Below are 13,567 nucleotides of genomic sequence, written 5' to 3' on the forward strand. Positions count from 1 at the left end.
TGCCCGATTCGGTGATACCCGCGCCCTTTGCCTGATACGCCGTTTGCGGACCGCTCGCTGCGGTGACAACACAGAGGACAGGCAAGGAAGTTGCCTGAGGACGCACCGACCGAACCAACCGATCGGCACAGCCCGGAAGGCATACGGAGCCATGGCGCTCGCGCAGCCCGACCCGAGCGGGCTGTTGCCCCAGCGGATCGCTCCGCTGCGCGGCACACTCGCCACCACCGCCTGCATGGAGACCCTTCAGGTGGGCTACCTGCACGCGGTCGCGGCCGCGGCGGGATGCTCCCTGTCGCAGCCCTTTCCCGACAACGGCATCGACTGGCATGTCAGCCACGGCGCCCCCGGCCACACCGTCGACGACGAGGTGACCATCAAGGTGCAGCTCAAATGCACCTACCAGATACCGCCGCACCCACCCGGACCGACGTTCGCCTTCACGCTGGACAACGCCCACCTCGTGAAGCTCGCCCGGACGCCCGTGTCGGTGCACAAGATCCTGGTCGTGATGCTCGTACCGCGCAGCCAGGACGACTGGCTGCGCGCCGGGCACGAACGGCTCGACCTGCGGCACTGCTGCTACTGGACCAATCTGGCCGGCCACGCGGTGACAGGCCGGCACAGGACCACTGTGCGGATCCCGACCACGCGCATATTCGACGACCGCGCGCTCTGCGAGATCATGACGCGGGTCGGGGCGGGAGGGAGACCCTGATGCACCGGCCGATGGACGAGCCCGCCGACAGCACGATCCCGTCGGGCACGCGACCACACCCCAGCGAGACCGTGACCCACTGGCCCACCGCCCTGCCACCCCTCGGGGACATCCCGGACCCCGCCCGCGTCGACCCCGCGGTCCTCGGTGCCCTGCTCGACCGGCACGGCTGGCACCGCCGCGGCGGTGCGGCCGGACGCTACAGCCGATGGACCCCACCGGGGGCCGCGGCACCCTCCGGCGGCACGAGCCTCCTCGTACCCGACACCACCGCCTTCCCCGACAGCGAGGACCTGCTCGGCGAAGCACTCACGGCGCTCGCCCGCAGCGCCGCCCCCTCCGCCCGCGACGTGCTGGTCTCCCTCGCTGTGCCCAGCGACGAGATCCGCTGGTGGCGCGATGTCCCCGACGGCGCCGCCGGTCCCGCGGGCGCCGCCGGAGCGGCCGGCTGGACCGCCGCGGAGCAGTTGCGCGCCGCGGCCCGGCAGATCCTGCTCGCCGGAGCGCTCGCCGTACGGGCCCGTACCGGGTTCCACGGCGCGCGCCACCGCCGAAGGGCCCTCGCCGCTCTCGAAGGCATCCTCGTCGGACCCGCACCTGGCGGCCGCGACCTCACTGCCTGTCTCCCCGTCGAAACCGGCCGGGCCGTCGCCGTACGGCTCTGCCACGCCCTGCACGCCACCCGCGAAGCCATCGACTTCCAGCGCGCCACCGGAGGAATGGAAGCCTTCGACAGCGCCGTCGAGGCAGGCGTCAGCCGTGAGCTGACCGAGGCCGTCATCGCGCTGGTCCGCGGCTCGGAGGGAACCAGGATCTCTCTCGCCTGGGCACCGGCCGCAGGAACCCCCGAAGGCTGCCCCGCCCGGCCCGAACCGGTGGAGTTCTCGCCGGGCGACCTGCCCGCCCTGCGCCGGGCGGGAGCCCGCTACCAGCAGGACGAACCCGCCGTCGCGGTCCGGATCACCGGTGCGGTCGTCCGGCTGCGCCGCTCGGGACCGCGCGGCGCAGGAATCGTGCGGCTGAGGGTGCTGGCGGGGGCCGAGGTGCCACACGTACGGTTGGAGCTGGACGAGGAGGCGTACCGGATCGCGGGCCACGCCCACCTCGTCGGACTGCCGATCCGGGTGGAGGGGCGACTGGAGAGCCGGGGCGGCTTCCGGCGGCTGACCCGGGCCTCGCAGGTGGTGCCCGTACAGGTCGACGAGGCGGAACGGGACCGGCTGATGAAATCGCTCCAGGAGAACGTCGACTACTTCGAGGAGGCCTGCACGGGCGAATAGCCGGAATGAGGGGTCCGGCACGGTGCCCGCCGACTGCCGGAACGAACCCTTTCGCGAAGGGGGGCGTCGGCTCGGTACGATTCCTCTTGCGTGCGCAGTGGAATATGGCGCGCACCCCCCTTCAGTCAGGAGAGACCGGTGTCAGACGTCCGTGTGATCATCCAACGCGATTCCGAGCGGGAAGAGCGCGTGGTGACGACGGGCACTACGGCTGCCGAGCTCTTCCCCGGCGAGCGCACCGTCGTCGCCGCCCGGGTCGCCGGTGAGCTGAAGGACCTCGCATACGTCGTCGCCGACGGCGAGGTCGTCGAGCCCGTCGAGATCTCCTCCGAGGACGGCCTGAACATCCTCCGGCACTCCACCGCGCACGTCATGGCGCAGGCCGTGCAGGAGCTCTTCCCCGAGGCCAAGCTCGGCATCGGCCCGCCGGTCAAGGACGGCTTCTACTACGACTTCGACGTCGAGAAGCCGTTCACGCCCGAGGACCTCAAGGCCATCGAGAAGAAGATGCAGGAGATCCAGAAGCGGGGACAGCGGTTCTCCCGCCGGGTCGTCACCGACGAGGCCGCCCGTGAGGAGCTGGCCGACGAGCCGTACAAGCTGGAGCTCATCGGCATCAAGGGTGCCGCCTCCACCGACGACGGCGCGGATGTCGAGGTGGGCGGCGGCGAGCTGACCATCTACGACAACCTGGACGCCAAGACCGGTGACCTGTGCTGGAAGGACCTCTGCCGCGGTCCGCACCTGCCGACCACCCGGAACATCCCGGCGTTCAAGCTGATGCGGAACGCCGCGGCGTACTGGCGGGGCAGCGAGAAGAACCCGATGCTCCAGCGCATCTACGGCACCGCCTGGCCCACGAAGGACGAGCTCAAGGCGCACCTGGAGTTCCTGGAGGAGGCCGCCAAGCGCGATCACCGCAAGCTCGGCAACGAGCTGGACCTCTTCTCCTTCCCCGACGAGATCGGCCCCGGCCTCGCCGTCTTCCACCCCAAGGGCGGCATCATCCGCCGGGCCATGGAGGACTACTCGCGCAAGCGGCACGAGGAGGAGGGCTACGAGTTCGTCTACTCGCCGCACGCCACCAAGGGCAAGCTCTTCGAGAAGTCCGGCCACCTGGACTGGTACGCCGAAGGCATGTACCCGCCCATGCAGCTCGACGACGGGGTGGACTACTACCTCAAGCCGATGAACTGCCCCATGCACAACCTGATCTTCGACGCGCGCGGCCGTTCCTACCGTGAACTGCCGCTGCGGCTCTTCGAGTTCGGCACGGTGTACCGCTACGAGAAGTCGGGCGTGGTGCACGGCCTGACCCGTTCGCGCGGCTTCACGCAGGACGACGCGCACATCTACTGCACCAAGGAGCAGATGGCGGAGGAGCTCGACAAGACGCTCACCTTCGTCCTGAACCTGCTGCGCGACTACGGTCTGACCGACTTCTACCTGGAGCTGTCCACCAAGGACCCGGAGAAGTTCGTCGGCTCGGACGAGGTCTGGGAAGAGGCCACCGAGACGCTGCGCCAGGTTGCCGAGAAGCAGGGCCTGCCCCTGGTTCCGGACCCGGGCGGCGCCGCGTTCTACGGCCCGAAGATCTCGGTCCAGTGCAAGGACGCCATCGGCCGCACCTGGCAGATGTCGACCGTGCAGCTCGACTTCAACCTGCCGGAGCGCTTCGACCTGGAGTACACCGGCCCCGACGGGACCAAGCAGCGCCCGGTCATGATCCACCGCGCCCTGTTCGGCTCCATCGAGCGGTTCTTCGCCGTGCTGCTGGAGCACTACGCGGGTGCGTTCCCGGTCTGGCTGGCCCCGGTCCAGGCGGTCGGCATCCCGATCGGCGACGCGCACATCCCGTACCTCCAGGAGTTCGCTGCGCAGGCCAGGAAGAAGGGCCTGCGGGTCGAGGTGGACGCCTCCTCGGACCGGATGCAGAAGAAGATCCGCAACCAGCAGAAGGCCAAGGTGCCCTTCATGATCATCGCGGGTGATGAGGACATGGCCAACGGCGCCGTCTCCTTCCGCTACCGCGACGGATCGCAGGAGAACGGCATCCCGGTCGAGGACGCCATCGCCAAGATCCAGAAGGCCGTCGAGGACCGCGTCCAGGTCTGACCCGACGGACAGGGAGGCCCCCGGAGCGCTAACCGCGCTCCGGGGGCCTCTTCTCGTCCTCCCGGGTGAACACCTGCACCAGCCACGACGAGAACGAACCCGTCACTGCCCCCAGCAGCGCCAGACCACCGATCATCAGCCCCACCGCGATGGTCCTGCCGCTCGGCGTGACCGGCGCGACGTCCCCGTATCCGACCGTGGTGAGCGTCGCGCACGCCCACCACACCGCGTCGCCGAACGTCCGGATCGTGGCGCCCGGAGCCATGTGTTCCTGGTTGTACACGGCGAGCGCGCCCGAGAATCCGAGCAGCAGGGCGGTCATACCGGCGTAGCTGATCACGCGGGCGTACAGGCTCAGCCGCGGCCGCTCCCGCTGCCGCTGGATCGCTGTGTAGACCTGGATCAGACGCAACGGCCTCAGCAGCGGGAGCACCAGCACGACCGTGTCCAGCCAGTGGGTTCGCAGGAAGCGGAGACCCTGGCCGCTGAGCCGGATCCGTACGACATAGTCCGCCGCGAAGAGGAGCCAGGTGGTGACGACCAGGGTCAGGGCGAGGTCACGCCACGGCTGGGTGTGCTCGGGAACAAGGACACGGACCGCGTACCCGAGGAGGAAGAACAGCGACGCGGCGAAGAGCGGCACCTCCGTGCGCTGCTCCCAGCGCCTGAACCGGAGAGGGGTGGAGGAGTCCGCGGGCTGGTCGCTCATGGCCTCAGGATCGTCGTCCGGCGACGGGGGCGGGCCCCGGCGACACGCTCTGCAGGAGTGAAGCAATATGCTGATCTGCATGACGACTGAGCCGGAGCAGCAGATCGGAGTGGGAACGCCCGACGCGTTCCAGCGCCTGTGGACGCCTCACCGGATGGCGTACATCCAGGGTGAGAACAAGCCGACCGGCCCGGAGGCCGGCGACGGCTGTCCGTTCTGTGCGATCCCGGCGAAGTCGGACGAGGACGGACTCATCGTGGCGCGCGGCGAGAAGGTCTATGCCGTGCTGAACCTGTATCCGTACAACGGCGGACATCTGATGGTGGTGCCGTACCGGCATGTCGCCGACTACACGGAGCTGGACGGTCCGGAGACGCTGGAGCTGGCCGACTTCACCAAGCGGGCGATGACGGCGCTGCGGGCGGCCTCGGGGGCGCACGGTTTCAATATCGGGATGAATCAGGGAACGGTGGCGGGCGCCGGCATTGCCGCGCATCTCCATCAGCACCTGGTGCCGCGCTGGGGCGGTGACACCAACTTCATGCCGGTCGTCGGTCACACGAAGGTGCTGCCGCAGCTGCTCGCCGATACCCGGAAGATGCTGGCCGACGCCTGGCCCGCGGTCTGAGAGCCTGTCGGCACCCGACAGGCTCTGAGCCGAGCGGTACGAGCACGAGGCGCCCGGGAGGTCCCGGGCGCCTCTTCCGTCTGCCCTACGCGTCGTACAGGTCGGCCTTCTTGGGGATCGGGTCCTGCACCAGTCCGCTGAGGATCATGGACCGGTTGTCGAAGCGCTCCGTGTCGACGCCGTTCTCGTCCAGGACGCGCATGGCCGCGTTGTGCACGGCACGCAGGACGGGGGTGGCGGCGCGCATCGCGTCGTCCGCCATGAAGCGGTGACGCCACGGCTTCTCGGCCCAGGCGTGGCGCAGGCCGAAGGGCTCCGGGAGGGTGATCTTGCCGCCCAGGTAGTCGAGGAGCGGCGGGTACCAGGTGAAGGGGGCGCGCAGGGCGAGACGGACGACCTCCTTGGATTCCACCAGCGGGAGAGTGATCTTGCGGGTCTCCCAGAATCTGACGGTCTTGTTGACCGTCTTCGTCTTGGCCTCGGGCTTGCTCGTGAAGAGCGAGTGGACGGGGCCGAGGGCGTGCCCGGTGACCTCGATCCGGAGCGTCTCGTGGAGCACCGTGACGGTGATCATCATGGTGATGACCAGCTGACCGTCCCAGAGGGTGAACTGGACTCCCAGATAGTGGCGGTCGCCGCTGCCGAACTGCTGGTGGTTGCAGATGCGCTGTATCTCGTGCGGCTTGACCTGGAAGGTGGCGACGTCCTCGCCCTCCGGACGGGAGACCGAGTCGGCGTTCTCACCGACGGGCGAGACGATCCAGTGGGTGACCGAGGGCGTGGTGAATCCGCCGGTGTGAAGCGGTCCGCGTTCCAACTGCTTGAGCTGGTCGTGGATGACGCGAATCAGGTCCCAGCTGCGGAACTGGTGGAACTCCTTGCCGGGTTCCTTGGAGACGAGTTCCTCGGCGAGCTGCCAGCTGCCCCAGCGGGTGCCCATGCCGAGGATGCCCTTGGGGCCGGCATAGAAGACGCAGTTGGACTGCTGTTCGGCCGACAGCTTCTCCAGGCCCTGGCGCAGCGCCTCGCGGGCGGTCTCGCTGGGATTCTTCGGAACGGCCTCGGGGATCCTGGCGATGACCCCTCCGCCGGAGAGCAGCCCCTCCCAACGGGCGCGCATGTCCTTGGCGGAGGTCTCGGCGATTCGCTTGGCGATCAGCCAGCCGATGACGGGGGCGACGATCATCGCGCGCAGGTACAGCGCGAGGAGACCGTCGACCGGCAGTTTGATCAGGAAGATCAGGGCCACGATGCCGATGACGGGGAGCAGGGCCATGCCGAGGGCGCTGAGGGCCTTGTCCTTGGTGGAGCCCAGGCCGTCGCGGAGGCGGAACGCGAGGACCCACAGGAGCAGTCCGGGCAGGAAGAGGAAGCCGAAGAGAACGGTGACCAGGGTCAGTTTGGTGTCCCGGGCCTTGCGGAGGCGGGTCGCGGACAGGCAGTGCTCGACGACGGTCTGCGGGTCGGTGCCGAAGGACTGGATGAGGGCCTTGCGGGCGCCGCCCAGCATCCGTTCCTGGACGGCGCGGGAGAAGGCCTCGCCGAGGTTGGGGGTGAAGTATTTGCTCTTGAAGAGCTTGGACCGGCCCTCCTCGATCTTGGACTTGTGCCACTCGCTGTCGGCCTTGAGGATGTCTGCCACTGGGCTGTCACGGTACGCGGCGGAGGCGAGGGCGTTCGTCGCCACCGCCTGTCCGGCCGCCCCCTGGAGCGGGATCTGCGCTCCGGGAGAGAAATCGAATCCGTCGTTGGCCACTGTCGCCCCCACTTGCCGCCAAGGAACCGCTCCTGCGGCTGTTTCCCAACTGCCGTGCCCGGCACACCTTCTGAGCTGGGACCACAGCGTATCGTCCGGAGCGGAGCCCCGCCCGACCCTGTGGACAAGGGCGGGCAGGGCCGCCGACTAGGCGCCGTTTGTGGTGTTTTGCTGCTGTTCGCGGAGGCGATCGGCGAGCTGTGGTGGCATCGGTTCGTGCCGGGCGTACGACCGGTCGAATCGGCCGGTGCCGTGCGACAGGGAGCGCAGGTCGATCGCGTACCGGCCGATCTCCAGCTCGGGCACCTCGGCCCGCACGAGCGTGCGCCCCGCCCCTGACTGCTCGGTGCCGACCACCCGGCCGCGGCGCCCCGACAGATCGCTCATGACCGGCCCCACGTAGTCGTCGGGGACGAGAACCTGGACCTCGGAGACGGGTTCGAGGAGCTGGATCCGGGTCTCCGCAGCCGCTTCACGAAGGGCCAGTGCGCCCGCCGCCTGGAACGCCGCGTCGGACGAGTCCACGGAGTGGGCCTTTCCGTCCCGCAGGGTGATCCTCACGTCGACGAGGGGGTGGCCGGCCGCCACTCCGCGGGCGGCCTGGGCGCGTATCCCCTTCTCCACGGACGGGATGAACTGGCGGGGTACGGCTCCGCCGACCACCTTGTCGACGAATTCGATGCCCGAACCGGGTGGCAGCGGCTCCACCTCGATCTCGCAGATGGCGTACTGGCCATGGCCGCCGGACTGTTTGACGTGCCGTCCGCGGCCGCTCGACGGGCCGGCGAACGTCTCGCGCAGGGACACCTTGTGGGAGACGGCGTCGACCTGTACCCCGTACCGGGTACGCAGCCGGTCCAGTGCCACGTCCTGATGGGCCTCGCCGAGGCACCACAGAACCACCTGATGGGTGTCCTGGTTCTGTTCGAGGCGCATGGTCGGGTCCTCGGCGACGAGCCGTGCGAGCCCCTGGGAGAGCTTGTCCTCGTCCGCCTTGCTGTGGGCCTCGATGGCCAGTGGCAGCAGCGGGTCGGGCATGGACCAGGGCTCCATCAGCAGCGGATCCTCCGGAGCCGAGAGGGTGTCCCCGGTCTCGGCGCCGCCCAGTTTGGCGACGCAGGCCAGGTCCCCGGCGATGCAGCTGGTCAGGGCGCGCTGCTGCTTGCCGAACGGGGCGGACAGCGCGCCGACGCGGACCTCTGCCTCGTGGACGGGACGGGGTTCGCGGCCGGGGTCGGTGAGTCCGTGGCCGAGGACGTGGATCGTTTCGTCGGGGCGCAGCGTGCCGGAGAAGACGCGGACCAGGGAGACGCGGCCGACGTACGGGTCGGAGGCCGTCTTGACGACTTCGGCGACCAGAGGTCCGTCGGGGTCGCAGGACGGGGCGGGGCGGAGGGCGCCGCTCGGCGTGGTGACAGCGGGCAGCGGGCGCTCCAGCGGGGTCGGGAAGCCCCCGGTGATCAGATCCAGGAGTTCGACCGTGCCGATGCCCTGCACCCCGTCCTCGCCGGCGGGCGCCGCCGTGAGGACGGGGTGGAAGGCGTCGCGCGCGACGGCGCGCTCCAGATCGTCGATCAGAGTCTTGATGTCGATGTCCTCGCCGCCGAGGTACCGGTCCATCAGGGTCTCGTCCTCGCTCTCGGCGATGATCCCTTCGATCAGCCGGTTGCGGGCGTCCTGGAGCGGTGCGTGCTGGTCGTCGGCGGGCGGGGTCTCTTTCCGTTCGCCGGAGGAGTAGTCGAAGATACGCTGCGTGAGCAGTCCGGTGAGTCCGGTCAGCGGGGCGTGCCCGTCCGGGCCCTCGCGGCCGAGCACGGGCAGATAGAGCGGCAGTACGGCGTCGGGGTCGTCGCCCCCGAAGATCTCGCCGCAGACGCGGGTCATCTCGTCGAAGGACGTGCGGGCGGTGTCGAGGTGGGTGACGACGATGGCGCGCGGCATGCCGACGGCGGCGCACTCCTCCCACACGGCGCGGGTGGTGCCCGCCACGGCGTCGGCCTCCTGGGCCGCCGAGACAACGAAAAGGGCCGCGTCCGCTGCCCGCAGACCGGCCCTGAGTTCCCCGACGAAGTCGGCGTATCCGGGGGTGTCCAGCAGATTGATCTTGTACCCGCCCCATTCCACGGGGACCAGGGAGAGTTGTACGGAGCGTTGCTGGCGGTGTTCGATCTCGTCGTAGTCGGAGACCGTGCCGCCGTCCTCGACCCGGCCGGCCCGGTTGACCGCTCCAGCGGTCTGCGCGAGGGCTTCGACGAGGGTGGTCTTGCCCGATCCGCTGTGGCCGACCAGCACCACGTTCCGTATGGAGGAGGGCCGATCGGCCGTTGCTGCTCTGCCGGCGGCCCCGGTGTGTGCATGTGCCTTGTCGCCCATGATGTGCCTCCCGGTGGGGTGCGCTGTGCGGGGAGATTGCCTGGCGCGGTGAGGGGAGAAGGAGGGCGCGGGCACGAGGAGCCGCCGCGGCGGCTACGACGACGCCCGCGGTAATTCGAGCTTTCCACTCCGGTCAGGTTGCGTCCATACGTCGGACGCCGACGCACGAGGACGGATGCCCGGACAGTGGACCCGTCCTACTGGTGACTACGATGGGCCAGCCGGTGGCCGAAGGGGCCGCACGGCCCACCGACCCCTCGGGAAGGCCATGCTGAACAAGTACGCGCGTGCATTTTTTACGCGTGTCCTCACACCGTTCGCCGCGCTGCTGCTCCGTCTCGGCGTGAGCCCTGACGCGGTCACGCTCATCGGTACGGCCGGAGTGATGGCAGGTGCGCTGGTCTTCTTTCCCATGGGGGAGTTCTTCTGGGGCACGATCGTCATCACGATCTTCGTCTTCTCCGACCTCGTCGACGGCAACATGGCCCGACAGGCCGGCATCTCCAGCCGCTGGGGCGCCTTCCTGGACTCGACCCTGGACCGGGTCGCCGACGGCGCGATCTTCGGCGGGTTCGCACTCTGGTACGCGGGCAACGGCGACGACAACGTGATGTGTGCGGTGGCGATCTTCTGCCTGGCCAGCGGCCAGGTGGTCTCCTACACGAAGGCGCGGGGCGAGTCGATCGGTCTTCCGGTCGCGGTCAACGGTCTGGTGGAGCGGGCCGAGCGGCTGGTCATCTCGCTGGTGGCGGCCGGGCTCGCCGGGCTCCACACGTTCGGTGTGCCGGGGATCGACATCCTGCTGCCGATCGCGCTGTGGATCGTCGCCGTGGGCAGCCTGGTGACGCTCGTGCAGCGTGTCGTGACCGTGCGCCGCGAGTCCGCGGAGGCCGACGCGGCAGCCGCGGCGGACCGGGGGAGCGAGGCGGCGAAGTGAGCGGCGCCGAGGGGGATCCGAGGACCAGGCTGAAGGACCGGCTGACCGACGGGCTGTACGGGCTCGGCTGGGGCGCGGTCAAGAAGCTGCCGGAGCCGGCCGCCCGGGCGCTCTTCCGTACCCTCGCCGACCAGGTCTGGAAGCGGCGCGGCAAGAGCGTGCTGCGGCTGGAGTCGAACCTGGCCAGGGTGGTGCCGGACGCGAGCCCGGCCCGGCTCGCCGCACTCTCCAAGGCCGGGATGCGCTCGTACATGCGCTACTGGATGGAGTCGTTCCGGCTGCCGACCTGGAGCCCGGAGCGGATCAGGGCCGGCATAGACGTGGCGGACGTCCACCGGCTGACCGAGGGCCTGGAGGCCGGACGCGGTGTGATCCTCGCGCTGCCGCACCTCGGGAACTGGGACCTGGCGGGAGCCTGGGTCACCACCGATCTGAAGGTGCCGTTCACCACGGTCGCCGAGCGGCTGAAGCCCGAGTCGCTGTACGACCGGTTCGTCGCCTACCGTGAGGGGCTCGGCATGGAGGTCCTGCCGCACACCGGCGGGTCGGCCTTCGGCACCCTGGCGCGGCGGCTGCGCGACGGCGGACTGGTCTGCCTGGTCGCCGACCGCGACCTCTCCGCCTCCGGCGTCGAGGTGCAGTTCTTCGGTGACACGGCACGGATGCCCGCCGGACCCGCGCTGCTGGCCCAGCAGACCGGCGCGCTGCTGCTGCCCGTGACGCTCCGGTACGACGCGACCCCCGTGATGAAGGCCCGGATCCACCCGGCCATCGAGGTGCCCGAGTCAGGTACGCGCACCGAGAAGACGTCTGTGATGACACAGGCGCTGGCCGATGCCTTCGCCACCGGAATCGCCGAGCACCCGGAGGACTGGCACATGCTGCAGCGGCTCTGGCTCGCCGACCTCGAACCCCGTGGAGAGCAGTCGTGAAGATCGGCATCGTCTGCCCGTACTCCTGGGACGTACCGGGCGGCGTCCAGTTCCACATCCGCGACCTGGCCGAACACCTGATCGGCCTGGGCCACCAGGTATCGGTGCTGGCCCCCGCCGACGACGAGACGCCGCTGCCCCCGTACGTGGTGTCGGCGGGCCGTGCCGTGCCCGTCCCGTACAACGGCTCCGTCGCCCGGCTGAATTTCGGTTTCCTGTCCGCGGCGCGGGTGCGCCGCTGGCTGCACGACGGCACCTTCGACGTGATCCACATCCATGAGCCGACCTCGCCGTCTCTCGGCCTGCTCACCTGCTGGGCCGCGCAGGGACCGATCGTCGCCACGTTCCACACCTCGAATCCGCGGTCCCGCGCGATGATCGCCGCGTACCCGATCCTGCAGCCCGCGCTGGAGAAGATCAGTGCGCGTATCGCGGTGAGCGAGTATGCGCGCCGGACCCTGGTCGAGCACCTCGGCGGTGACGCGGTCGTCATCCCGAACGGGGTCGATGTCGGCTTCTTCGACAAGGCCGAGCCCAAGGTCGAGTGGCAGGGCGGGACGATCGGCTTCATCGGTCGTATCGACGAGCCCCGCAAGGGCCTGCCCGTCCTGATGCGGGCGCTGCCCGCCATCCTCGCCGCCCGCCCGGAGACCAGGCTGCTGGTGGCAGGGCGCGGCGACGAGGAGGAGGCGGTCGCCTCACTGCCCGAGGCGATGCGCGAGCGCGTCGAATTCCTCGGCATGGTGAGCGACGAGGACAAGGCGCGGTTGCTGCGCAGTGTCGATGTGTACGTCGCGCCGAATACGGGCGGCGAGAGCTTCGGGATCATCCTGGTCGAGGCGATGTCGGCGGGTGCGCCGGTCCTCGCCAGCGATCTGGACGCGTTCGCGCAGGTACTGGACCTGGGTGCGGCGGGCGAACTGTTCGCCAACGAGGACGCGGAGGCGCTGGCGTCGGCGGCGATCCGGTTGCTCGGCGACCCGGAGCGGCGCGCGGAGCTCAGCGACCGTGGCCGCGCTCATGTGCGACGGTTCGACTGGTCGACGGTGGGGGCGGACATCCTCGCGGTCTACGAGACGGTGACGGACGGGGCCGCGTCGGTGGCGACGGACGAACGTACGGGGCTGCGCGCCCGGTTCGGGCTGGCCAGGGACTGAGTCGGGCCTCGGCGGTCCTCCCCCGGGGGGACGCGATGGCCGGGTCGGAACCCCGCCGTCCCCGGTCCCGGACCGAGCGGAAGAACGCTGTTGCGCGGCGCCGGTGCGCCCGGCCGTCGGCGGTGGCCCGTCCGGCCGCCGGGACCACGCCCGCGGTGTCTTCGGCCCGTTCGCGGATTCCTGATCACCGGTACCAGGCAGGACCGTCCCGATGACGGGCCGCTCGGCGGGATCGGAGGGGGACGCGCGTCGGCACCCCGCTCCCCGAGGCGGGCGGCACCATCGGCAACGCCGGGCCCCGGCTCCCGGCCCGGTGCCCGCGCTGCGGCGGGCCGGAGGGCAGGGCGGGTTGCCCTCGACGGTAGCCTTGCGGCCCGTGACCGAAACCCTCATCTGGATCGCCGTCGCGCTCGTCGCGATCGGCCTGTACCTCAGCTGGACCGCCGGGCGGCTGGACCGGCTGCACACGCGGATCGACGCTGCCCGCGCCGCCCTCGACGCCCAACTGCTGCGCCGCGCCTCGGTCACCCAGGAACTGGCCACATCCGGTGTCCTCGACCCGGCCGCGTCCATCGTGCTGTACGAGGCCGCGCACGCCGCCCGGCAGTCCGAGGAGGAACACCGTGAGGTGGCGGAGAGCGAGCTCAGCACCGCGCTGCGGGCGGTGTTCGGTGAGACGGCGCAGGTGGAGGCAGTGAAGGAGATTCCCGGCGGTGAGGAGGCGGCGTCCGAACTGGCCGCGGCCGTGCGCCGGGTGCCGATGGCGCGGCGGTTCCACAACGACGCGGTGCGCGCGGCGCGGGCGCTGCGCCGCCACCGCACGGTGCGCTGGTTCCGGCTGGCCGGGCACGCACCGTTCCCGCTGGCCTTCGAGATGGACGACGAGCCGCCGGTGGCCCTGGCCGACCGCCCGGTCAGCTGACCCGGACGCGGCCGCCCCCCGCCCCGTACGGGGTCGTACG

Annotated in this window: 11 protein-coding genes; 8 read left to right on the plus strand and 3 right to left on the minus strand. The window is 70.2% G+C overall.

All coding sequences use genetic code 11. The features are described from left to right. The first annotated feature begins 151 nt into the window (after window positions 1–151). The 3 genes from OG972_RS33325 to thrS all read left to right on the plus strand — a co-directional run bounded on the left by OG972_RS33325 (window position 152) and on the right by thrS (window position 4,113). Complete coding sequence (locus OG972_RS33325) at window positions 152–718, plus strand: DUF4365 domain-containing protein (RefSeq protein ID WP_266987877.1); 567 nt, start codon at window positions 152–154, stop codon at window positions 716–718. Continuing rightward, window positions 718–1,998, plus strand: coding sequence for a hypothetical protein (locus OG972_RS33330; protein WP_266987879.1), 1,281 nt, complete (start codon window positions 718–720; stop codon window positions 1,996–1,998). The genes OG972_RS33325 and OG972_RS33330 overlap by 1 nt, the downstream gene beginning before the upstream one ends. Before the next feature lie 138 nt (window positions 1,999–2,136). After that, window positions 2,137–4,113 carry a threonine--tRNA ligase gene (gene thrS / locus OG972_RS33335; protein WP_266987881.1) on the plus strand — a complete coding sequence of 659 codons (1,977 nt, stop codon included), beginning with the start codon at window positions 2,137–2,139 and terminating at the stop codon, window positions 4,111–4,113. A gap of 28 nt (window positions 4,114–4,141) precedes the next feature. On the opposite strand, the gene OG972_RS33340 is transcribed toward thrS, so the two are convergent. Continuing rightward, window positions 4,142–4,822 carry a potassium channel family protein gene (locus tag OG972_RS33340; RefSeq protein ID WP_266987883.1) on the minus strand — a complete coding sequence of 227 codons (681 nt, stop codon included), beginning with the start codon at window positions 4,820–4,822 and terminating at the stop codon, window positions 4,142–4,144. Between the two features lie 67 nt (window positions 4,823–4,889). On the opposite strand from OG972_RS33340, the gene OG972_RS33345 reads away from it, so the two are divergent. Further along, window positions 4,890–5,450 (plus strand): HIT domain-containing protein, encoded by a 561-nt coding sequence (locus tag OG972_RS33345; protein ID WP_266987885.1) that lies wholly within the window; start codon window positions 4,890–4,892, stop codon window positions 5,448–5,450. An 85-nt stretch (window positions 5,451–5,535) separates the two neighbouring features. Here the strand turns inward: OG972_RS33345 and OG972_RS33350 are convergent, their stop codons facing one another. Both OG972_RS33350 and OG972_RS33355 read right to left on the minus strand, forming a co-directional pair. Continuing rightward, a complete protein-coding gene (locus tag OG972_RS33350) occupies window positions 5,536–7,206 on the minus strand; it encodes a hypothetical protein (protein WP_266987887.1) in 1,671 nt (556 codons plus the stop codon). Window positions 7,207–7,353: 147 nt separating this feature from the next. Continuing rightward, a complete protein-coding gene (locus OG972_RS33355) occupies window positions 7,354–9,579 on the minus strand; it encodes an elongation factor G-like protein EF-G2 (RefSeq protein WP_266987889.1) in 2,226 nt (741 codons plus the stop codon). A 268-nt stretch (window positions 9,580–9,847) separates the two neighbouring features. Here OG972_RS33355 and pgsA point away from each other — a divergent pair, with 268 nt between their 5' ends. The 4 genes from pgsA to OG972_RS33375 all read left to right on the plus strand — a co-directional run bounded on the left by pgsA (window position 9,848) and on the right by OG972_RS33375 (window position 13,527). Further along, complete coding sequence (gene pgsA, locus OG972_RS33360; protein WP_266987891.1) at window positions 9,848–10,516, plus strand: phosphatidylinositol phosphate synthase; 669 nt, start codon at window positions 9,848–9,850, stop codon at window positions 10,514–10,516. Next, complete coding sequence (locus tag OG972_RS33365) at window positions 10,513–11,448, plus strand: phosphatidylinositol mannoside acyltransferase (RefSeq protein WP_266987893.1); 936 nt, start codon at window positions 10,513–10,515, stop codon at window positions 11,446–11,448. The genes pgsA and OG972_RS33365 overlap by 4 nt, the downstream gene beginning before the upstream one ends. Beyond that, window positions 11,445–12,605: a glycosyltransferase family 4 protein gene (locus OG972_RS33370; protein WP_266987895.1), complete on the plus strand. Its 1,161-nt coding sequence runs from the start codon at window positions 11,445–11,447 to the stop codon at window positions 12,603–12,605. Before OG972_RS33365 ends, OG972_RS33370 begins: the two co-directional genes overlap by 4 nt. A gap of 376 nt (window positions 12,606–12,981) precedes the next feature. Next, window positions 12,982–13,527, plus strand: a complete 546-nt coding sequence (locus OG972_RS33375) for a hypothetical protein (RefSeq protein ID WP_266987897.1) — start codon at window positions 12,982–12,984, stop codon at window positions 13,525–13,527. Window positions 13,528–13,567 lie beyond the last annotated feature (40 nt).

Origin of the sequence: Streptomyces sp. NBC_01669 (assembly GCF_026339735.1) — a bacterium.
GTDB classification, from domain to species: Bacteria; Actinomycetota; Actinomycetes; order Streptomycetales; family Streptomycetaceae; genus Streptomyces; species Streptomyces yanii.

Excerpts from the sequence above, each read along its gene's own strand:
- OG972_RS33345 (WP_266987885.1), top strand. The coding sequence starts at position 4,890 with ATGCTGATCTGCATGACGACTGAGCCGGAGCAGCAGATCGGAGTGGGA.
- OG972_RS33355 (WP_266987889.1), bottom strand. The coding sequence starts at position 9,579 with ATGGGCGACAAGGCACATGCACACACCGGGGCCGCCGGCAGAGCAGCA.
- OG972_RS33325 (WP_266987877.1), top strand. The coding sequence starts at position 152 with ATGGCGCTCGCGCAGCCCGACCCGAGCGGGCTGTTGCCCCAGCGGATC.
- pgsA (WP_266987891.1), top strand. The coding sequence starts at position 9,848 with ATGCTGAACAAGTACGCGCGTGCATTTTTTACGCGTGTCCTCACACCG.
- OG972_RS33330 (WP_266987879.1), top strand. The coding sequence starts at position 718 with ATGCACCGGCCGATGGACGAGCCCGCCGACAGCACGATCCCGTCGGGC.
- OG972_RS33340 (WP_266987883.1), bottom strand. The coding sequence starts at position 4,822 with ATGAGCGACCAGCCCGCGGACTCCTCCACCCCTCTCCGGTTCAGGCGC.